Below are 19,903 nucleotides of genomic sequence, written 5' to 3'. Positions count from 1 at the left end.
TTAAAGAATAACAATACAAGCCTTTGGATAGCTGACACCACGCTGCCCGCAGGAGAAAATCTGCGGGCGTTTTTCTATTTATATGATTTTCCATTAAATCTCAATTTTGGAAAGAAGATGACTATCTTAAAGCCCTTTCCCCATTGGGAAGCAGCTTCCAGACGAAGGTTTAGATCGTCAGCCATCTTCTTAACCAGGTAAAGCCCTATACCGGTGGCTTTCTTTCTGCTGTCAGTAAAATCCCCGGTAAAGCCCTTCTGAAAAATATACGGCAGATCATATTTTTTTACACCGATGCCGTTATCCTCAACTGAAAGGACATCTGCGGTCTCCGAATGTATCATAGAGATCGTTAGCATGGGACTATCGCTGCTATATTTTATGGCATTGCTCACGATCTGTCCCAACATAAACTGAAGCCCTCTACGGTCTGTATAGACTGTTTCAGATTGCAGTTTATTGAGAATTACAAACTGCTTTTCTTCCAGAAGTGGGGCATAGTCCTCCAGAACTTCCCCCAAGCAGTCATTCAAATTGATATCCTCAAACTGATAATCCTTTGTACTGCTCTTTAACCGGGCATAGTATAACATTTGAGTGACATCCTCCTGAAGCTGACTGCGGACATAATCCAGCTTTGCTTGCAGGGGAGGAGATATTTCGTCGCTCCGATTATCCAGGAGCATAGTCAACAGCGATAGGGGCGTTTTCGCTTCATGTGCCCAGCCCTCCACATATTCTTCATAGTCCTGTAGGGCATCTGCCATACTGTTACTCTCAGTTTTGTGTTCCTGTAAAACGGATGCCAGAAGCTGGATAGATTCTCCTTCTTCCCGGCTGATGGCACTGAGCAGCCGTTCCTTGTTGCAGATGGTAGGATCACTGAGGAAATCCCGGAACAGCTCTCGGCGGGTGGTCTCCCGCTTGTTTAGCACAAACAGGATCGCTGAAAACAGAAGGATGCTTGTCAGAACCACTAACCCAATCAAGGTCTGAAATGCCTGAATGTCAGAAATCCAAAGAATGATAGAACAAAAGCAATCCACACCCAGCAGCAACAGCAGCCAAGGGTAGTACCGTTCTATTATGCGCCAAAACTGCTTCATGGAGATACCTCCGCTTCCAAACGATAGCCCATCCCACGAACCGCAACGATTCGTTGCTTCATCTCCAGACCGGACATCGTCTTTTTCAACCGGGTCAGGTTAACCTGCAAGGCATTTTCGTCTATGTATTCTGTGGTTCCCCATAGTGCTAAGCAAAGCTGCTCCGTCGTGACCAGAGCATCACCACTGGCCAAAAGAGCAACCAACAGTTTTCCCTGATTTTTGGGAAGCACCACAGAGGTGTTATGAATATAAAGTGTGTAAGTCTGCTGGTCCAACAGGAAATCCAATCCCTCTATGAGGTTGGTACGGCCTTCATACCTTTTGAGAATATTGGATACCCTGGCAAGAAGCCGGTCTTTTCTGCACGGCTTCGTCAAATATTCATCTGCACCCAACTGGAACGCTTGCAGTTCATCCTTTACCTGGTCTCTGGAAGTCAGCACCAGGACGGGGATAGCGGTTTTATTCTTTAGCTCCTGACAGATTTGAAAGCCACTGATCTCCGGCAAATTCAGGTCTAAGATCACAAGGTCAGGACGGAGGGCTGCCAAGAGCCGAGCGGCATCTTCAAACTCGGTGATTGCCTCCACAAGATACCCGTCCTTTTGGAGCATATTGCAGAGCTCTTCCCGCATATAGACTTCATCTTCCACAACAGCAATTCTTTTCACGACAGCACCTCCTTCCAAATTATTCTTCTCTCTGTGGCTGCATCAGTGTCAGCAAATACCGATCACTGGAGCGCTTGACCACACTCATATAAACACATTCTATCACACAAAGTAGCAAAATCATAGCAGCAGATACAGGTAGCATTTCAGACACTGTCCCACGGGTTCGTGACGAGAGTATCCCTGTAAACAACGCTCTGACTCCAAACAGACTGCTGACAGCTGCAACCAATACAGGAAGTCCCATAAACCACGAAATCTGCTTTCTGGCGGACTGGCAAAGGCTTTCGTAAGTGGCTCCCAAGCGGATCAGGGTCTGGTATCTACGCCCGGTTTTCTGCTGGCTCATCAGGAACTGAACACCCACAATGGTGTTGGCAACCACCAGGAACACAATCGCCAGATAGAGGGTAATATAGATGGATGCTACGGTGTAGAAAAGCTGGCGGCCCATATTCTGAAGATAGCTTTCATATTCAAGGCCAGTTTCGTCCAGCTTCTCGCTCAAATTTAAATATGCAGTCATAAGGCTATTTCCTTCCATAGCCTGCTTACTGAGTACCGCATTCACATACGTATCATACATTCCTTGGGTATGATAGAGGAAGGCTTCATCTGGAAGAATCAATGCAAAGGACAAAGTAATAGAACGGTCCGCGACCAAATTCACAGACTGAACCTCTCCTGTAAGATGAATCGGACTGCCAACCAGTTCCGTTTCAGGATGTTCAGTAAGTATGCCGTTCAGCATTGCGGTGCGATTTACAGTAGTGAAGTCGGAACCTATATAAACAGCGGCTTCATCCTCACTTAATTTAATGACAGGTTTGCCGGACAATTCCAGTAAACGATTATAGTCTGACAGACAAATTAGATACGGATCTGTGGCATAACCAAGAGTGTTCAAAAGGACATCCCGATCTTCCGACTGGGGCAAGCTCCGAAGAGATTCCATAACAGCATCCATGCTGTAGGCATTCTCGTAATCTTCTGTGGTGCGAATATGCCCAACCTTCATTTCAAAAAGCTCAGAAAACTGATTTTCCAAACCGTTTTCGTTCAGGGTTTTCTGTATATTCAAAAGAACCTGCGCCGAATCTTCAACGGTATAATCTTCAAAGGTATAGTCAATTACATGGTCGGTGGATAGATTGTTTGTCCCTGCGATTCCTAAGCCTGCACCAAAGCAACACAGTGCTGCAAGAATCAGCAGAGAGCTGATAGCCATAGAGCTTGACTGATGAATGACATTCTCCTGAATCTGGCGGAAAGTAAATACATGAAGCTGCTTTTTTCCTTTGCCTTTTTTAACAATCAGAGCAATCAGTGCCCGCATTCCGTAGAACAGCAACATCGTACCAGCCGAACCTAACAGTAAAGTCAGTCCCATCATACTTACCTTTGTCCATGCAATTCCTTGAATTGCCATGTAATAAGCCGTTGCCAACATCACACTTGCACATACAGCAGCCAGCCCATAGAAAATAGAAGGCATTTGCTTTTTGGGACGGTTCGCTGGCTGGGATAGCAAAGTACCGATCTCCTGGCGGCTGATCCGTCCACTCAAAATCAGAAGTGCCGTCAGCTTAATTGCCAGAAATCCTGCCAACGTCCATTCAATCGCAGACCAAGATAAAGAAAACTGATGACCGATGATTCCCATGCCTACTAGCTTGGCGGTGACAAGACTGACAATTTCTGAAAGCACCACAGCCACAGGTAAACCTATGAGCATGGCAAGAATACTAGTCAGGCAATCTTCCGCCAGAAGCATACCAAACAGTTTACTTCTACGCATCCCCAACATTAGATAAACACCAAACTCATGCCGTCTGCGCTCGAACTGATACTTGCAGGCAAAATAGATCAAAAAGAAAAGAATACCCAAGGTCATTCCGTAAAACACAGGAATCAGAAGCAAGAGCCTGTTCACGGCATCGCTCTCCATCTTCTGCAAAAAGATCATAACATCCTGAGTAGAGATGGAAAGAATCATGTAAAAGGCAACAATAGAAATCACCAGGGAGCTGAAAAACAGACCGTTTTCCTTTCGGCTGCGACGGCTGTTCCGAAGAATGAGATTAGAGAACATTTGCGCCGCCCCCTCCCATTTGCGCCATCACTTTTAGGATGCGCCCGTAGAACTCCTGCTGGGATTCGTCTCCACGTCGTAGCTCATGAAAGATCACGCCATCCTGGATGAACAGGATTCGCTTACAGAAGCTGGCGGCATTGGAATCATGGGTTACCATCAGGATCGTAGCTTGTTCGTAACGATTCAGGTCGGACAGCTTCTCCATAAGACTTCTTGCGTTCTTAGAATCCAGCGCACCCGTCGGCTCATCGGCAAGAATCATTTGAGGATGCAAGATCAGAGCCCTTGCTGCCGCAACACGCTGACGTTGACCGCCGGACATCTTGGACGGAAACTTATCCAGAACATCAGTGATTTCCAGATAGTTAGTCAACTGCTTCAGCCTCTGGCTGCTTTCTGCTTCGGATACCCCATGCAAGGAAGTCGGAAGCAGGATGTTTTCTCTGCCAGTCAGGTTGTCCAGCAATTCAAAGTTCTGAAATAGATAACCAACTTTTTTGCTACGGTACTCTGCAAGAGTCTTTCCCTTGAGCGATTGCAAAGTATCCCCATCCACCTGAATGCGTCCGCCTGTGGGCTGAATCACAGTTGCAATACAGTTGAGAAGCGTGGATTTACCGGAACCGCTGCTTCCCATAATACCGAGAAACTCTCCCGGCATGACCTGAAAAGTGATTCCGTTCAGGGCTCTCGTCTGGTTTGGCAAAGTCCCATAGACTTTGGTAAGATTTTCAATATTCAAAATTGGGTTCATATGAATACCTCCTATCCATTTTTAGGTAAATGATAGCACAGAAACACAATATATAACACTTACAGTCGCTGTAAGAATTCTGTTCCTGTTTTCAGAACAAGAATGACGCATCAAGGGGGGAGAAGTATATGTTTTGTAAGAACATCGGATGGCAATGAAAAAATATGCCGGCCTGCATGGATGGCATCCTCGGCAATCAGAAGCTCTGTCAGCTTATCCATCGCTTTCCGGTAAGCCTGCTCTGTACCGCTGGCGGTGCTTCCCTCAAACATAACCGCCAGTTCTGATATGATACCCTCAAGTAGGTTTTTATATTTTTATGCCCTACTTGAGGGTATCATATCAGATATTCTGAAAAATTTTATAGGAAGGATCTATTATAAAATTGACATAGGAATGCGGTAGAGTATAATTACAATTGAATACACTGAAAAATGGAGGAATCACATGAAAGCACACAAATATTGGTCGTTAGGAGCATTTATTACCATGATTGGAACTGTTTATACAGGATATAAAGGCTTAAAATCAAGTCACAAATATTTTGCACTAAGCTCTCTGCTTTGTATGATAATGTCTATCTATACAGGACACAAAATGATTTCTGGCAGTAAAAAAACAAGAAAGAAAGCGGAAGCTACAGAAACGGAGGATTAAAAAATGTTGGAAACAGGAACAAAAGCCCCTGATTTTGAACTGCCGGATCAGAACGGAAACATGCATAAATTAAGTGATTATGCCGGAAAGAAAGTAATTTTATATTTTTACCCGAAAGATAATACAGCTGGCTGTACGAAACAGGCATGTGGCTTTTCAGATCGGTATCCTCAGTTTACAGAAAAAGGAGCTGTTATCCTTGGTGTTAGTAAGGATTCAGTAGCTTCTCATAAGAGATTTGAAGAAAAATACGGACTGGCATTTACCTTATTGGCAGATCCGGAGCGCAAAGTGATTGAGGCATATGACGTTTGGAAAGAAAAGAAGAATTATGGAAAAGTCTCTATGGGAGTAGTAAGGACGACCTATCTGATTGATGAGCATGGAATTATCATAAAGGCAAATGATAAAGTGAAAGCAGCAGATGATCCTGAAAATATGCTGAAGGAATTGGCGTGATGAAGATTATATTATCACCGGCAAAAAAGATGATTACGGATACGGACAGCATAGCACCCGTAGGAATGCCGGATTTTCTTGATAAGACAACGAAGATACTGAGTTGGATGAAGAGCCTGGAAAAAGAGGAACTGAAAGCAATCTGGAAATGTAATGACAAGATTGCCAGGCAGAACTTTGACAGATTAGAAAATATGGATCTTTATCACATGCTTACTCCAGCTATTTTGTCTTATGAAGGAATTGCATTCCAGTATATGGCACCAGCAGTGTTTGAAGACGGACAGTTTGAGTATATCCAAAAGCATCTGAGAATTTTATCCGCATTTTATGGAAGCTTAAAGCCACTGGACGGTGTGAAACCATATCGCCTGGAAATGCAGGCAAAGGTTACAATAGGAAATACCCGAAATTTATATGACTATTGGGGAGATCTGCTATATCAGTCCGTTATTGATGACAGCCGGATCATTATTAATCTGGCATCAAAAGAATATTCGAAATGCATAGAAAAATATCTGTCACCAAAAGATACGTATATAACGATTACATTTTGTGAATTATCCGGAGAAAAGCTGGTAACAAAAGGTACTTATGCAAAAATGGCCCGCGGCGAAATGGTCAGATTTATGGCAGAAAGAGGGATTGAAAATCCAGCTGATATACAAGAATTTAACAGACTGGGCTATAGGTTTAGAGAAGACTTGTCATCAGAGAAGGAATATATTTTTGAACGGTTGTCTGCACTGTAGTGTGGTATTGCATACTAATAAAACTACATAAAATCATAGCAGAATAATAAAACTGTAATCAGGCATTTTGAGAGAGGAAGCACTGATTGTTTTGAAAGAATACTTTGGTACTCACAAGAAAGGCTGATATACCTCCAGTTTGCAGAAAAAAATGCTGGACCGGAGAGTAAAAAATACGATAATTTATATAAATGGCCTATCATAAACCTAAAGCTGAAAAGAAGGATTGATAATTTTGAATGACCATAAAGCAACTTTTGATGTTGAAAGTAACTTTGAATATCGTAGACATACAATGTCTGGTTGAAAATTCGTGGATTCTCATTTTATGTCGTGGTAATTTTGTTACATATTGGTAAACTGTAAGTGGAAGAGAGGTAGAGACATGGACACAAAAAAGATCGGAGCTTTTTTAAAGCAATGTCGTAAGGAAAAGAATCTGACACAAGAGCAGCTTGCTGAGAAATTCAGAGTGTCTGCAAGAACAGTTTCCAGATGGGAAACAGGAACAAATATGCCAGATCTTAGCATACTTGTTGAGCTTGCTGAATATTACGATGTTGAAATGAGAGAGCTCCTGGATGGAGAAAGGAGCCAGGCTATGAATAAAGAGATGAGAGAAACTTTGGACAAAGTTGCAATGTATGAAGAATGGACAAAACGAAAAGCACTACAGGCTGGAAATCTTGCCTTTGCATCAATGTTTGTGATTGGTGTAATGGCAATTATTATTCAAATGTTATTGACAATAAATATTCGTTTTATTTTAGGAGAGACAGTAAGTGTTTTAGCCGGAGGAATCCTGTATGCAACTATTATGATATACAATGGAATATGGGATAAATGTTTGCCCCAAAATACTACTGTATGGAGGGATTTTCTTACCAGCGTATTATGTTCAGGAATTTTTGCTTTCCTCTATGGCGTATGCTTGTTAAGAATGGGAGCTACAGAAACACAGATAACACGATTAGCTTTTGAATTTTGGATCGGTATTACTATTGTCGCATTTATTATTCTTAGAATTCTGACATTTATCAATCGGAAAAAGAAACAAAATCCAACAAATACTCAAAATATAAAAGAAATTTCACCATTATCTAAGATGGAATATATCAAGATTTACAATGCACAAAATATAATAGAAACGGAACAACTCATGGAAATGTTAAGACAAAATGGAATAATGGCTTTTTCACAGGAGGCAAGTGCGAATGTTGCGATGCATGGGGCACATGGCTTTGGAATATATGGAATGGATATATTCGTAAAAACTGATGATGCAGAAAATGCAGTAGAGCTGATTAAGGAGATTCGAAATCAAGAAAAGCAGTAGAAAATTGGTATTCTTGATAAAAAAAATTGGATTCAGATGACAAAAGGAGAATGGCTAAAGCTGTTCTCTTTTTTTTATGCTATAATTCAAAAAAATATAAATTTTTTGAGACGCTCATCAAAAAAAGACGACTTTATAATTGAGAACATTTTTGAGGAGGGGAATATCATAGACGATAAAAAAATCATAGAACTCTATTTTGAAAGAAACGAGCAGGCAATTAAAGAAACAGATATAAAATATGGAAAACTTTGTCATAAAATTGCCTATAATATCCTAAATAACCTCCAGGATTCGGAAGAGTGTGTGAATGACACATATTTAGGAGTGTGGAACAAAATTCCACCTACAAGGCCGGATAACTTTAAGGCTTATATTTCCAAAATTGTCAGAAGTATTTCCATAGATAAATTTAGAAAACAAAAAGCTAAAAAACGATCCGCTGATATGGTTATGGCATTGGATGAACTTGCAGATATACTGCCAGATGAAAGGTATGCTCCGAGCAGGAATGACGAAGAGATTGGAAAATCAATCAGTATTTTTCTTAATAAACAAAAAGAAGTGGTCCGGAGAGTGTTTCTTCTAAAATATTTTTATTTTGAATCTAACATAGCTATTGCAGAGAGATGTGGTTTTACTGAACGCAAAGTAACACATATGCTGGCTCACACCGGAGCCCAATTAAAAGAATATCTGATCAAGGAGGAAATCTATCTATGAACATACCCAAAATTGCAGATGCCATTGGTTATATTGATAATGAGCTTATCACTGCTACACTGGAAGCACCGCCAAAGAAAAGGCATAATCCTGTAATGAAATGGATGACGGCTGCGGCTTGTCTTACCCTATTTGTAATCGCAGGTATTTTGATTCCGCATCTTTTAAAGAATGACGCAACAGCTGAAAGCAAATATAAATATCATGTTTCTAAAACAGAACGAGCCATAGAATGGTCATGGAAATACAAGACTGCAGCTGAAAAGTATCCTGCTATTAAGTTAAATGGAAAACAGTTTACCGTAAAAAGCCAGAATCCAATCCACACAGATACACTAGGGGATGAGATTGGCTCCTGTATAGCAGAAGGCCTTGATCTTGATACCGAAAAAAAATATACGGAAACATTTGAGGTGTGGAAGATTCATGGAATATCAGAAGAACTGATGATTGCTGCAGGGAATGAAGACGGATTTTATGTTTATGCAGCTGATGAAAGCACTGCTCCAGATACTTTAGGAAAGTTGCTGGAACTGTATGGTCTTTCTCAAAATATAGAGTTAAACTACGTGACAAAATGTGAGAATTATGAGGAAAAAGAGGAACTTTTGCTAGATAATGATGATGAGATCTGGCAGATTCTTGCGGGTCGCAGTGATGCAAAACTTGATAATACAAGTGATTTCTTTGAAAGAGAGAACCGTATTTATCTCGCTTTCACCGCAACCTCGAAAACGCTGGGTGTTTATAACCGGGTGATCTACATTTCTGAAGACGGCTATTTCGCAACCAATATTTTAGACTATGAATACAGCTATTTCATTGGAAAAGAAGCAGCAGGACAAATCATCCGTTACGTACAAAAGCATTCCACGGAAACAAAATCCAGCAGTAGTGTGCCAACCATATCCGGAACTGTCACGGAAATTGGAGATGGATATATGATCGTTGATAATACAGCTTTATGCAGGAGCCCCAAAGCCGGAAAAGAATATAAGGTATATACAGATGATATAAGGGTAAAAAGATGGATTGAAAGTGGAGAGATCAAGACAGGAGATCTTGTAGCGGTTGAATATGAAGGGGAAATTTCCGGTAGCTGCGAGGTAACAGGAGCATATTCCATATTTACAGGAACGCTTGAAGAAAATGATATTCTAACTAAGGAATAATAAAAACAGGAAAAGGAAGGATACTGGCTTGAATGCGAAACGAATTTATTTGATAAAGATTGCCCCGGTTGTTTTATTGGCAGGCACTGCTTACTGGCTCCTGGGTTCTGATTTCTTTGCATTTTTAACCTGGTGGGAGATGCTGTTTCTGTTGGGACTGGTATTTATGCCGGTAACATCCAGGATGTTTCGAGGATTTGATAATAACGGCTGGATGTTTTCCAAGGTACTGGCGGTTGCGGTATGCGGATATGTACAATGGCTACTGGCTTGTCTGAAGATCTCTCCATTTACAGGAATCACCTGTGTGATCCTCACGGTTATCTGCTGCCTTGGAAGTCTTTTATATGGAATCAAATGTAAGAACAGGTTCCCGGATTCACTTCCATGGGAACAGGCAGCCCTGGTCTACCGGGAAGAGATTCTGTTTTTCCTGGTGTTCCTTTTCTGGACATATCTGGCCGGATTCCATCCAGCAGCCCATGGGACGGAAAAATATATGGATTTTGGTTTCATGCAGGCCATGATGAGAAGTACCACTCTGCCAGCCCAGGATATGTGGTATGCCGGAAAGCCCTTTAATTATTATTATGGCGGACAGTATCTTGCCGTATTCCTTACGAAGCTGACCGGAACAAATGTAGAGGTCACTTATAATCTGATGAGGACCATGGTTGCTGCTTTTGCCTTTCTTCTTCCTTTTAGTCTGGTGCGTCAGATGCTAAAAGACAAATTAAAGACTGGGAGAAAATGGTCTTTCTGTCTTGGCGGTATTCTGGCAGGGATGGCAGTGTCCATGAGTGGAAATCTCCACTATATTATTTATGGGATCATCCTCAGGCTCCTGAAAATAAAAACAGATTACTGGTTCCCAAGTTCTACCCGCTATATCGGCTTTGATCCGGCTGTGACCGGGGATGAGACGATCCATGAGTTTCCATCTTATTCTTTTGTTCTGGGAGATCTTCATGCCCATGTGATCAATGTCTTTCTGGTCCTGACGGTACTGGGAATCCTTTATTCCTGGATAAAGACAAACTCAGGAAAAAGCTGGAGGCAGAGAGAAATCGGACTCCTTGGGCTGCTTCTTGGAATGTTCCTTTTTTCTAATACATGGGATTTTATGATCTACTACGTTGTAATCTGCGGAACATTGCTCTTTGGAAATCTGAAACGTTATTCCTCTGGCTCTTGTATAAGCCAGGCTTTGAAATGGAGTGTGATACAGTGGATTGAACTGCTGGCGGCTGCGTTTCTTGCATCTCTCCCATTTCATCTGACTTTTGAAAATGTAATGGTCCAGGGAATTGGAATTGTAAAAATACATACCGCTTTTTACCAGTTTTCTGTATTATGGGCATTCCCGCTTCTGGTTTGCGTGCCATTTGTTATCGGGATTCTGAGACGCATAGGAACATTTCCAGAGAAAAAATTTCGGAGCTTTTTTAGCAATATAAAGTATTCGGATCTGTATGGTCTGGTTCTTGTACTTTGTGCTATAGGGCTGATTTTTATTCCTGAGTTTGTTTATGTACGGGACATTTATGAAAAAACAGCCCCAAGAGCTAACACTATGTTCAAGCTCACTTATCAGGCGTATATCATGTTTGGGATTATGATGGCGTATATATTGGTATTCTTTACAGTAAACAGGATAAAAAGATGCAATGGCGCTGACAGTACTGTCATGTGTAAAGGGCTTCTGAGGTGTCCAAGGCTTCAGTCCCTGACAGGGATCATTGCGATCCTTGTTCTGATCTCAACCTGCGGCTACCTGGAAAATGCGATCACCCATTGGTTTACCGGATTCCCGAAAAGAAATGCATATCAGACACTAAATGCAACAAATTATCTGGAAACTGCAATTTCCGATGACGCCGCCGCGATCCGCTGGCTGAATGATAACGTCGAGGGCCAGCCTATCATTCTGGAAGCCAGCGGTGACAGTTACCAGGATTATGATAACCGTGTTTCTGCAATGACAGGACTGCCAACGGTTTTAGGCTGGTATGTGCATGAATGGCTGTGGAGAAATGATCTGGAAGAAGAAAACCAGAGAAAAGAGGACGTACAGACCATATACACTTCAAGCAACGCTGATCAAATAAAATCTTTGATAGAAAAGTATAAGATTTCTTATTTATTCATCGGAAGCTGTGAGTATGAGAAATATGGAGAAATCAATAGCGAACTCTTAGCTTCGATAGGAAAAGTTGTTTTTCGACAGAGTGAGACAACGATAATTGAAGTTTCCAATGGGACGATGACTGAATGACACATATTTAGGAATATGGAACAAAATCCACCTACACAGTCAGTCAATTTTAGGGCTCATGTTGCTAAAGTTGCCAGAAATGATTTCTATAGATACCTCAAGGTATCTAAAAAGCAAAAAAGCGGTCAGCTAAAGTAATTATCGCACTAGATAAATTTACGAGCATATTGCCGAATGAAAAGTATGCTTCTGACAGAAACGATGAAGAGATTAGAAAATTGGTCAGTCTTTTTTTCGGAAACAAAAGGTGAGCCAAAGAATATTCGTTCTAAAATATTTTTATTTCGAATCAAACAGAGACATTGCAGAAAAATATGGTTACACTGAACGTGAAGCAAAAATTTAGGTTGAATTCTAAGTAGCCTTTTTTCTTGTTTACAAAAATTATAGTCTTGCAATCTATATGGGAAGGATTATAATTAAAGTATCCAAAAAATGGGAGAAGGTGACTATATGCGTAGAAGAGAACTTTCAACTATATTAAAAGAATTTGAGCGAGATATGAGAAACATTTTTAAAGATGATTTTCGTATGGTTCGCTTATATGGCTCTTATGCAAGGGGTGATTATAACCAGAATTCAGACATAGATGTAATGGTTTTGGTAAATACTCCTGTGGATAAAATAAACTCATTTTATGATCAGGTTTCAGATTGCGCATTCGAATATCTTATGAAATACAGGGTAGATATTTCACCAGTTATAAAAAATATAGATCATTTTAACTATTGGAAGAATGATCTTCCTTATTATTATAATGTAGAACAGGAGGGGATCGTAGTTAATGGATAATGAAAAACGACAAGCTCTTTCTGTATACCGCATGGAACAAGCGGAAGAAACTCTGACAGCTGCTAAAATGTGCCTGGAATATCATCTATATAAGGACTGTATTAACCGTTCTTATTATGTTGCCTTTTATGCAGTAAAGGCTGTGCTGGCCATTGAAGGAGTAGACTTTAAAAGACATAAAGATGCTGTAGCATATTTTAACAAAATGTACGTAGCATCAGGAAAGGTATCAAGAGAAGTAGGAAAAAGGCTGGGAAGGATTAAAACAGTCCGAGAAGATAGCGATTACAGTGAATTCTACATCGCATCAGCAGAGGATGCTGCTAAACAATATGAGTCTGCTTGCTTTATCTTGGAAGAAATAAAAAAATACCTTCCAACCATGATTTAAGACAAAATTATCTCAATTTATTTATCCGGACGTATTGCATACAGTATATTTCCAGAATCCCAAAGTATGTTTAGCGAAAAAGAAATTTTTGAAATGTATAGTGTTTCCACTGCACTATACATTTTTTATTTATTGTTCTTTTTCCTTTACACAAAAATACACATAGGAGAAGCAAAACAATGCAAGAAAAAAGAACGTAAGCGATGAATAACCCACCGTTTAGACAGTTTTCTTTTTTCATGAGATAATTCTCTCATGGAGTGGAACTTCTATACATCTTCTATGTGACTTTACTATTCGGACTATTTTACTTCACATCATTAAGGTCCTGTGTAAAAAAACACTCCAAATAATTCTTATAATTAGGGAGTGATTTACTTTGAAAAGACATCCGCGCCGATCTGATGAGGAATGGCTAAATATTATTCATGAGTGCCGTACCAGCGGTCTTTCGGATAAAATCTGGTGCGAAGAGCATCATATCCAGCCAAGCAAGTTTTATTATCATATACGCCGCCTGCGGGCCAAGGCATGTGAAATCACGGAACGGGAGGATACGCTTCCCCAGAAACAGGAAGTTGTTCCGGTTTCTTTCGCAGAGCAGAAATTCTGTATCCTGCCAACCTAAACAGCAGGTGGAGAGGGGATTCATCCTGATACTGTCATCACAATCCGGATGAACGGAATCCAGCTTGATATCTCAAACAGGGCAGCCAGGGAAACGATCGCAAATACATTCTCTGCGCTGCGGGCATTATGTTAGACGACATCTCCGGTGTATCAAAAATTTTCCTGATCACCGGAAGGACCGACATGAGAAAGAGCTTCGATGGTTTGATGGCGATCATCCGCAACATCTATCAGTTGGATCCATACGCCAATGCTGTCTATCTGTTCTGCGGAAGGGACAGCCGTAAAATCAAAGCCCTTTACTTTGACAAAACAGGATTCGTCCTGATGCAGAAAAGGCTGGATGGAATCGGACGTTTCCAGTGGCCGAGGAATGCTTCTGAAGCAAGGCTTCTTTCCAGGCAGGAATTCCGGTGGCTTATGGAAGGCCTTTCCATCGACCAGCCAAAGGCAATCAGGGTCAGTGGGCGGAAGAAGGATTTTTAACCTTTGTGAAAAACAGAGATTTTATAAATTTTTATTTCTGTTTCAGGTCAAAGACAATGGGCATTTATCCACCGTCCTCTTCCTGCGGTTTTTGGATTTGTGGATGTTCCCACTCCAGGTACGGCTCTGATTTTTTATCTGTGGATAACTTTCCTAAAAAAAAGCAAAGTGGCATGATATTTACAGCTTTTTGCCTTTTTCAGGAAAGTTATCCCCCGTCATAATGACGAAGCGAAAATCCGGCTGGTTTGCGGTTATCTTTCTTTTCCTTTATAATAAAGATAAAAAAGAAAAGGACGGATAAAGCCAATGCCTGTAAATCCTGAGGATATGATCCAGCTGCTTATGAAAACAAATGCGGACCAGGAAGAATGCCTGAAAGAAAAGGACCAGACGATCTCTGATCTGCGTGCCACTGTTGAGGAACTCCGCAACACGGTGACAGATCTTAGAAGTACCATTGCAAACCTGAATGAAACCCTGGATGAGTTTAAGAGAAAGCTTTTTTGGTACTTCCAGCGAAAAAGTAAAGCAGGAAAGATCCGTGGATCTGTCTGCACAGGGTACAGACCCAGAAGAAACTGTCGTGGTCAAAGAACATAAACGTACCAGAAAAAAGAAATCCGTACGTGATGATCTGTACGCTTTGCTCCCCATCCGGGATATCAAATGTGACGTACCAGAATCGGAACGTTTTTGCCCGGACTGTGATGCACCTATGGAACACCTGGGGTACAAAACTGTCCGTGAGGAACTGAGGATCACCCCTGCGAAAGTAGAACGTGTCAGGTATCTTCAGGAAACCCTGGTCTGTCCGGTTTGCCGTGAAGGGGATGATACAACGATCAGGGCTACCAAAACACCAGCTGCCCTACTTGCGCATAGTCCTGCATCACCGGATATGGTGGCAATGGTCATGTACCAGAAAAGCTGTCTGTACCTTCCCTTCTACCGCCAGGAAAAAGACTGGTCTCAGAAAGGAGTCCCTCTTCCAAGGTATTCCAGAGCACACTGGTACAACTACTGTGCTCTGGAATACCTTGCCCCTGTATATGAAGCACTTCACCAGAAGCTTTTAGACCGGGAAGTGATCCATGCGGATGAGGTACCATGCCAGGTCCTTCATGAAGAAGGGAAGGACCTGGCATGGTACCTCAAAATCTTATATGTGGATCTATCTGAGTGGAAGCGATGGGCTTCCGGGGATCGTGCTTTACGATTACCGACCCGGCAGAGGCGGGGAAAACCCGATCGAATTCCTGTCCGGATTCAAAGGGCTGCTGCACTGTGACGGTTATTCCGCATATGGAAGGATTGAAGATGTGGTTCTGGTATGCTGCCTGGCACACTACCGCAGGAAGTTTTATGAAGATGTCCCGACAGGACGTCGGAAAAAGCTGAAGCTTCTGGATATCAATTCAGAAGAGGAACTAAAAGAGCCTTCTTCCGGAATGTCAGATGACAACGGCCTTCTTCCGGCAGAAAAAGGAGTAGCTTTCTGCAACCGTCTGTTTTTCCTGGAACGCTGCTATAAGGAACTGCCTGCAGAGGAACGGAAACAGAAACGCCAGGAAAAGGAACCGGAAATATGGAATGAATTCTGGTCATGGCTGGGAAGCCTGAATCCGACAGGCGGAAGCAAACTTGAAAAAGCAGTAAACTATGCCTTCAACCACAAAGAAACACTGATGAACTATCTTCTTGATGGAAGATGTGAGATTTCAAACAACGCAGCGGAACGGAGGGCAAAGTCTTACGCAACAGCGAGGAAAAACTTTCTGTTTCATGATACAGTTGACGGTGCAAATGCAAGCGCAATCGTCATGAGCCTGATTGAAACAGCCACGGCAAACAACCTGAACATTTATCAATATCTCTATACACTCTTGCTGTATATGCCGGACTATAAAAATGAGCCCGCAGGCATAAAGCAGCTGATGCCGTGGAGTGAATTCATAAAGGAAAATTGTTCAGGAATAACAGATACAGAAAAAATACTGCCGGAAAATCGAGGGGACCTTCCTATCTGAGGTCTCCTGGAAGTCGTACACGGGTGGTTATTCATCGCTTACTCTATTTTATTCCAGCGAATATTTCCGTTAGCATCAAGATTTGTGAACCTGTTCATATCGAAAATGCGAAAGCTGCTGTTCTGCATTCCACATGGCAGCGTACTTTCCGTCCTTTGCTAACAATTCTTTGTGCGTACCAGCTTCGGTGATCCGACCATCGGAAACCACCAGAATCTGATCGGCATTTTTTACTATGGACAGGGTATGTGCGATCATCACCACGGTTTTTTTCTCTTTCAGCAGGTTTGCAATCGCCTGTTTTACCGCCAGCTCATTCTCAATGTCTAGGGAGGCCGTTGCCTCGTCAAGCAGCAGGATTGGGCTGTTTTTCAAAATGGCACGTGCTATGGAAAGGCGCTGACGTTCACCGCCAGACAGGAGATTACCATTTTCCCCAATCGGCGTATCATAACCTTTCTCCATCTTGCGGATAAAGCCGTCACAGTTTGCCTCCCGGCAGGCCGCTTCAATTTCTGCGTCCGTAGCATCCGGGCGGGCATGGCGGATATTCTCCCGCACTGTATCATCAAACAGGAACACATCCTGATCCACCATAGAAATCTGGTCTAATACCCGTTCCGCAGCTACATGATTGATTGGTCTGCCCCCTATGGAAATCGTGCCGCCAGATACTTCATAGTATTTTGCAATCAGGTTCAGGATGGTAGACTTGCCGGAGCCGGAATCCCCCACAATGGCGGTCAGCTTCTGATTCGGCACAGTAAAGGAAGCCTGTTTTAACACCGGTTCCCCGGGAACATAAGAAAAGTCCACATGGTCAAATACAATCTCATGGGAGGCTGCCTGCAACGACTTCATGCTGCCAGTTTCTTCCGGTTCCTTCATCACAGCCATGATTTTATTTTTCGAGATCATCAGATTCTTATAGCTGGTGAGGTCTACAAAAATGGAATTTGCCAGCTTTGCACAGAACAAAGGCAGCATACAAATCAAAAGATAGGACACGGTATCTAAAGTTCCGGCTGCCCAGGGGCCATAGACCGTCCAGATCACAACCGGACAGGACAGCCAGCTCAAAATACCGAATCCCGCACCAATCGGGAGAACCTTTGCTTCATACACAAAGCTGATCCTGCTAAACTCCTGCATGGCATGGATCACGGTTTTGTTTTTCAGACCGCCAACGCCATAGGCCCGGAAAGTCTGGATACCGGATACATACTCCACAATGCTGCTGACATTCTCCGCACAAATATCGTTCTTCTCTTTTCCATATTTCGCTACCTGCCGGAAGGAAAGCCATAATCCTGGAATCAAAAGCAAGTCAGCAGTCAGTAGAATCAATCCGGCAGGAAAGTAAATCGTCATCACAAAAACGATCAGCATCAGCGACAAGGCAAAATTCTTTGCAATGTCCCCAATCTTATGCGTCAGAATTTTTTCATAATTATTTACATCACTGGTAATTGTATTGATATAATCGCCAGTCTGCCCCCTCGTAAACCGGGAGAGCGGGATACGTTTGAGATGGTCGCCCATAAACAGGCGGATATTTTTACTGACTCTGGCACCGCCGATCTGTGCTTTGGTATAGCCATAGCTGTATATCAAAATGCGGAACAGGAAGATGACAGCGATAATACCCGTTAGTGCCAGTACACGATTCATGTCAAACTGACCATCCCATAAAAACCGCATGACGGAATAAAGCAGCATGAACAAACTGCCAGAGAGCACCCCCTCCAGAACCGTCCCGGCAACACCAATATAAAAATCCCTGTTCTTCTTCCATACGTTATTCGGATTCATTCTGCCCGCCTCCTTCCAGTTGATAAGTAATTCCCCGCGCTGTTTCGTAGTCCTCCCATGCTTTCTGATAGTAAGCGTTCTCTTTCCGTACTTTCTCATGGGTGCCGACGTTGGTAATTGTATGGTTCTCTACCACAGCCACACGGTCGCACATTTTCAGGGCGCTCAGCCTGTGCGCTACCACAATGACCGTCCTGCCTTTACAGAGGTTCTGGATGGCCTTATCAATTTCCATCTGATTTTCCGGGTCAGAGGCGCTTGTCGCTTCGTCCAGGATCAGGATGGGGGCATTTTTCAGAATTGCCCTTGCAATGGCGATCCGCTGTTTTTCTCCACCAGAGAAACGGGAGCCGAAACTGCCTACCTTTGTGTCATAACCATCTGGCAGTGACATGATGAAGTCATCAATCTGCGCCTCCCTGGCGGCAGCCCGTACTTCCTCCAGGCTGGCGTCTGAACCCATGCGGATGTTTTCCAGGACACTGTCACGGGTAAGGAATGTCTTTTGAAATACAATGGCAATATTCTTCAGAATGGTATCGTAGTTCAGTTCATTCACGTTGATACCGCCAATCAACACCTCCCCCTCCTGCACATCATAAAACCGGGAGATCAGTTCAATCACGGTACTCTTGCCCGCGCCGGACTGTCCCACAAGTGCCATGCGTTCCCCATCCCTGATCTTGAGGTTGACGCCTTGCAGGACATCCGTTTTCCCATCGTAGGAAAAACGTACATTCTTAAGTTCAATCTCATAGTTTTTCGGGAAGTCCTTTCCGCCTTCATAAACAGGAACATCCAATATTTCTTTTGTTTTGGTAATGGCGCCCAGGACATTCGCAAAGTTTGTCCCCAACTCCTGCAAAGGCCGAATCTCTGTCAGATACATGGAGCCGACATAGACGAACAGCAAAAAAGCACTGGCCGCCAGGGAGCCCTTCAGGAAGAACATTCCGCCCAAGGGAACCATCAGCAGCATCCCACATTCGATCAGAACCACAAAAGTTGCGTAAGGAGGTCCCATTCTCCGGGAGGTTTCATTCCACATGGCGTTTTCCTCCTGGATCGCGCCGGAAAATTTCTGGAACGACTTGCTCCCCATGTTGTACGCTTTAATCAGTTTCATACCGCTGATATACTCGATCATAACGGAATTGAGCGTTGTAATAGATCGGTTCGCCCGGTTCATCAAATCGTCCGTATTCCGAAACATAACCCCCATTACCACAACGGCCAGAATCAACGGCAACAGGGAAACCAGTGCCAATGGGATATTTACTGTCATTAAATAGATAAAAATCGCTACCGGCCCTACCATATAGCACACAAGGTCTGGAAGGTTATGAGCCAGGAACAACTCTAATTTTTCAATATCTTCATTCAGTACTGTTTTGATATCCCCGGTCCGCCTCTCATTCAGCGTACCAAGAGGAACTTTTGCCAGATGCTCCGCTACCATGCAGCGTACCTTGAACAAAGCGCCGTAAGCACCTTTATGAGCAGCCACGCCGGAACACCCAAATAAAACAAAGCGCAGAACCACAGAAACGGCAATCATCATGATCGTCTGTACGACAAGCTCGTTTGTGCAGATATGCTGGAAAGCGGCATCCATCACACGGTAAATCCCAATATACGGAACAATGATGCATAGGCCGCTTGCCATAGCCAGCAGAATTGCCAGTAGCAGCCAGATTTTTTGCTCACCAGCCCATTGAAGCAACAATGTAATCCTGTTTTCCTTTTTCTGTTTCATCAC

General features: G+C 42.8%; 21 protein-coding genes. 14 read left to right on the top strand and 7 right to left on the bottom strand.

Features of this window, described 5'->3' with window-relative positions; genetic code table 11:
- Positions 1 to 74: 74 nt before the first annotated feature.
- The 5 genes from AB5Z12_RS09140 to AB5Z12_RS09120 all read right to left on the bottom strand — a co-directional run bounded on the left by AB5Z12_RS09140 (position 75) and on the right by AB5Z12_RS09120 (position 4,901).
- The gene (locus AB5Z12_RS09140) at positions 75 to 1,106 is read right to left on the bottom strand and encodes a HAMP domain-containing sensor histidine kinase (protein WP_148462676.1); all 1,032 of its coding nucleotides are present in this window, start codon (positions 1,104 to 1,106) and stop codon (positions 75 to 77) included.
- Positions 1,103 to 1,780, bottom strand: coding sequence for a response regulator transcription factor (locus AB5Z12_RS09135; protein ID WP_023922618.1), 678 nt, complete (start codon positions 1,778 to 1,780; stop codon positions 1,103 to 1,105). Before AB5Z12_RS09135 ends, AB5Z12_RS09140 begins: the two co-directional genes overlap by 4 nt.
- Before the next feature lie 19 nt (positions 1,781 to 1,799).
- On the bottom strand, positions 1,800 to 3,872 hold the full coding sequence (locus tag AB5Z12_RS09130; RefSeq protein WP_173736143.1) for an FtsX-like permease family protein: 2,073 nt from the start codon (positions 3,870 to 3,872) through the stop codon (positions 1,800 to 1,802).
- Complete coding sequence (locus AB5Z12_RS09125) at positions 3,862 to 4,629, bottom strand: ABC transporter ATP-binding protein (RefSeq protein ID WP_148462674.1); 768 nt, start codon at positions 4,627 to 4,629, stop codon at positions 3,862 to 3,864. The genes AB5Z12_RS09130 and AB5Z12_RS09125 overlap by 11 nt, the downstream gene beginning before the upstream one ends.
- 110 nt (positions 4,630 to 4,739) lie before the next feature.
- Positions 4,740 to 4,901 (bottom strand): hypothetical protein, encoded by a 162-nt coding sequence (locus AB5Z12_RS09120; protein ID WP_173719094.1) that lies wholly within the window; start codon positions 4,899 to 4,901, stop codon positions 4,740 to 4,742.
- 175 nt (positions 4,902 to 5,076) lie between these two features.
- On the opposite strand from AB5Z12_RS09120, the gene AB5Z12_RS09115 reads away from it, so the two are divergent.
- The 14 genes from AB5Z12_RS09115 (at position 5,077) to AB5Z12_RS09050 (ending at position 16,332) form a co-directional block, all read left to right on the top strand.
- Positions 5,077 to 5,286 carry a DUF6219 family protein gene (locus AB5Z12_RS09115; RefSeq protein ID WP_148462673.1) on the top strand — a complete coding sequence of 70 codons (210 nt, stop codon included), beginning with the start codon at positions 5,077 to 5,079 and terminating at the stop codon, positions 5,284 to 5,286.
- Between the two features lie 3 nt (positions 5,287 to 5,289).
- A complete protein-coding gene (gene bcp / locus AB5Z12_RS09110; protein WP_148462672.1) occupies positions 5,290 to 5,745 on the top strand; it encodes a thioredoxin-dependent thiol peroxidase in 456 nt (151 codons plus the stop codon).
- Positions 5,745 to 6,497 carry a peroxide stress protein YaaA gene (yaaA, locus tag AB5Z12_RS09105; RefSeq protein WP_148462671.1) on the top strand — a complete coding sequence of 251 codons (753 nt, stop codon included), beginning with the start codon at positions 5,745 to 5,747 and terminating at the stop codon, positions 6,495 to 6,497. The genes bcp and yaaA overlap by 1 nt, the downstream gene beginning before the upstream one ends.
- 385 nt (positions 6,498 to 6,882) lie before the next feature.
- Complete coding sequence (locus AB5Z12_RS09100) at positions 6,883 to 7,833, top strand: helix-turn-helix domain-containing protein (protein ID WP_148462670.1); 951 nt, start codon at positions 6,883 to 6,885, stop codon at positions 7,831 to 7,833.
- Between the two features lie 36 nt (positions 7,834 to 7,869).
- The gene (locus tag AB5Z12_RS09095) at positions 7,870 to 8,556 is read left to right on the top strand and encodes an RNA polymerase sigma factor (RefSeq protein ID WP_148462669.1); all 687 of its coding nucleotides are present in this window, start codon (positions 7,870 to 7,872) and stop codon (positions 8,554 to 8,556) included.
- Complete coding sequence (locus AB5Z12_RS09090; protein ID WP_148462668.1) at positions 8,553 to 9,728, top strand: hypothetical protein; 1,176 nt, start codon at positions 8,553 to 8,555, stop codon at positions 9,726 to 9,728. Before AB5Z12_RS09095 ends, AB5Z12_RS09090 begins: the two co-directional genes overlap by 4 nt.
- A 28-nt stretch (positions 9,729 to 9,756) precedes the next feature.
- Positions 9,757 to 12,003, top strand: coding sequence for a DUF2298 domain-containing protein (locus AB5Z12_RS09085; protein WP_368357138.1), 2,247 nt, complete (start codon positions 9,757 to 9,759; stop codon positions 12,001 to 12,003).
- Between the two features lie 453 nt (positions 12,004 to 12,456).
- Positions 12,457 to 12,795 (top strand): nucleotidyltransferase family protein, encoded by a 339-nt coding sequence (locus AB5Z12_RS09080; RefSeq protein WP_173736142.1) that lies wholly within the window; start codon positions 12,457 to 12,459, stop codon positions 12,793 to 12,795.
- Positions 12,788 to 13,186 (top strand): HEPN domain-containing protein, encoded by a 399-nt coding sequence (locus AB5Z12_RS09075; protein WP_148462665.1) that lies wholly within the window; start codon positions 12,788 to 12,790, stop codon positions 13,184 to 13,186. The genes AB5Z12_RS09080 and AB5Z12_RS09075 overlap by 8 nt, the downstream gene beginning before the upstream one ends.
- 379 nt (positions 13,187 to 13,565) lie before the next feature.
- Positions 13,566 to 13,814: a hypothetical protein gene (locus tag AB5Z12_RS09070; RefSeq protein ID WP_243243702.1), complete on the top strand. Its 249-nt coding sequence runs from the start codon at positions 13,566 to 13,568 to the stop codon at positions 13,812 to 13,814.
- 128 nt (positions 13,815 to 13,942) lie between these two features.
- A complete protein-coding gene (gene tnpB, locus AB5Z12_RS09065) occupies positions 13,943 to 14,302 on the top strand; it encodes an IS66 family insertion sequence element accessory protein TnpB (RefSeq protein ID WP_148462664.1) in 360 nt (119 codons plus the stop codon).
- A 309-nt stretch (positions 14,303 to 14,611) separates the two neighbouring features.
- Entirely contained in the window at positions 14,612 to 14,905 is a 294-nt protein-coding gene (locus AB5Z12_RS09060; protein WP_243271375.1) for a hypothetical protein, read from the top strand.
- Positions 14,847 to 15,593, top strand: a complete 747-nt coding sequence (locus tag AB5Z12_RS09055) for a transposase (protein WP_272092323.1) — start codon at positions 14,847 to 14,849, stop codon at positions 15,591 to 15,593. The genes AB5Z12_RS09060 and AB5Z12_RS09055 overlap by 59 nt, the downstream gene beginning before the upstream one ends.
- Positions 15,475 to 16,332: an IS66 family transposase gene (locus tag AB5Z12_RS09050; protein WP_368366368.1), complete on the top strand. Its 858-nt coding sequence runs from the start codon at positions 15,475 to 15,477 to the stop codon at positions 16,330 to 16,332. The genes AB5Z12_RS09055 and AB5Z12_RS09050 overlap by 119 nt, the downstream gene beginning before the upstream one ends.
- 75 nt (positions 16,333 to 16,407) lie before the next feature.
- Here AB5Z12_RS09050 and AB5Z12_RS09045 read toward each other — a convergent pair whose 3' ends face one another.
- Together AB5Z12_RS09045 and AB5Z12_RS09040 are read right to left on the bottom strand one after the other, a co-directional pair.
- Positions 16,408 to 18,144 carry an ABC transporter ATP-binding protein gene (locus tag AB5Z12_RS09045; protein WP_148462663.1) on the bottom strand — a complete coding sequence of 579 codons (1,737 nt, stop codon included), beginning with the start codon at positions 18,142 to 18,144 and terminating at the stop codon, positions 16,408 to 16,410.
- On the bottom strand, positions 18,131 to 19,900 hold the full coding sequence (locus AB5Z12_RS09040; RefSeq protein WP_148462662.1) for an ABC transporter ATP-binding protein: 1,770 nt from the start codon (positions 19,898 to 19,900) through the stop codon (positions 18,131 to 18,133). Before AB5Z12_RS09040 ends, AB5Z12_RS09045 begins: the two co-directional genes overlap by 14 nt.
- Positions 19,901 to 19,903: the final 3 nt, after the last annotated feature.

It is taken from the genome of Ruminococcus sp. RTP21358st1_G6_RTP21358_211008 (assembly GCF_040908885.1).
GTDB classification, from domain to species: Bacteria; Bacillota; Clostridia; order Lachnospirales; family Lachnospiraceae; genus Blautia_A; species Blautia_A faecis.
The sequence above is the reverse complement of the archived record's forward strand: the minus strand, read 5'-3'. Positions and strand labels throughout refer to the sequence as shown.

Excerpts from the sequence above, each read along its gene's own strand:
- AB5Z12_RS09115 (WP_148462673.1), top strand. The coding sequence starts at position 5,077 with ATGAAAGCACACAAATATTGGTCGTTAGGAGCATTTATTACCATGATT.
- AB5Z12_RS09095 (WP_148462669.1), top strand. The coding sequence starts at position 7,870 with ATGACAAAAGGAGAATGGCTAAAGCTGTTCTCTTTTTTTTATGCTATA.
- AB5Z12_RS09045 (WP_148462663.1), bottom strand. The coding sequence starts at position 18,144 with ATGAATCCGAATAACGTATGGAAGAAGAACAGGGATTTTTATATTGGT.
- tnpB (WP_148462664.1), top strand. The coding sequence starts at position 13,943 with ATGTTAGACGACATCTCCGGTGTATCAAAAATTTTCCTGATCACCGGA.
- AB5Z12_RS09075 (WP_148462665.1), top strand. The coding sequence starts at position 12,788 with ATGGATAATGAAAAACGACAAGCTCTTTCTGTATACCGCATGGAACAA.
- AB5Z12_RS09125 (WP_148462674.1), bottom strand. The coding sequence starts at position 4,629 with ATGAACCCAATTTTGAATATTGAAAATCTTACCAAAGTCTATGGGACT.
- AB5Z12_RS09040 (WP_148462662.1), bottom strand. The coding sequence starts at position 19,900 with ATGAAACAGAAAAAGGAAAACAGGATTACATTGTTGCTTCAATGGGCT.
- AB5Z12_RS09060 (WP_243271375.1), top strand. The coding sequence starts at position 14,612 with ATGCCTGTAAATCCTGAGGATATGATCCAGCTGCTTATGAAAACAAAT.
- AB5Z12_RS09090 (WP_148462668.1), top strand. The coding sequence starts at position 8,553 with ATGAACATACCCAAAATTGCAGATGCCATTGGTTATATTGATAATGAG.
- AB5Z12_RS09100 (WP_148462670.1), top strand. The coding sequence starts at position 6,883 with ATGGACACAAAAAAGATCGGAGCTTTTTTAAAGCAATGTCGTAAGGAA.
- AB5Z12_RS09140 (WP_148462676.1), bottom strand. The coding sequence starts at position 1,106 with ATGAAGCAGTTTTGGCGCATAATAGAACGGTACTACCCTTGGCTGCTG.
- AB5Z12_RS09120 (WP_173719094.1), bottom strand. The coding sequence starts at position 4,901 with ATGTTTGAGGGAAGCACCGCCAGCGGTACAGAGCAGGCTTACCGGAAA.
- bcp (WP_148462672.1), top strand. The coding sequence starts at position 5,290 with ATGTTGGAAACAGGAACAAAAGCCCCTGATTTTGAACTGCCGGATCAG.
- yaaA (WP_148462671.1), top strand. The coding sequence starts at position 5,745 with ATGAAGATTATATTATCACCGGCAAAAAAGATGATTACGGATACGGAC.
- AB5Z12_RS09130 (WP_173736143.1), bottom strand. The coding sequence starts at position 3,872 with ATGTTCTCTAATCTCATTCTTCGGAACAGCCGTCGCAGCCGAAAGGAA.
- AB5Z12_RS09080 (WP_173736142.1), top strand. The coding sequence starts at position 12,457 with ATGCGTAGAAGAGAACTTTCAACTATATTAAAAGAATTTGAGCGAGAT.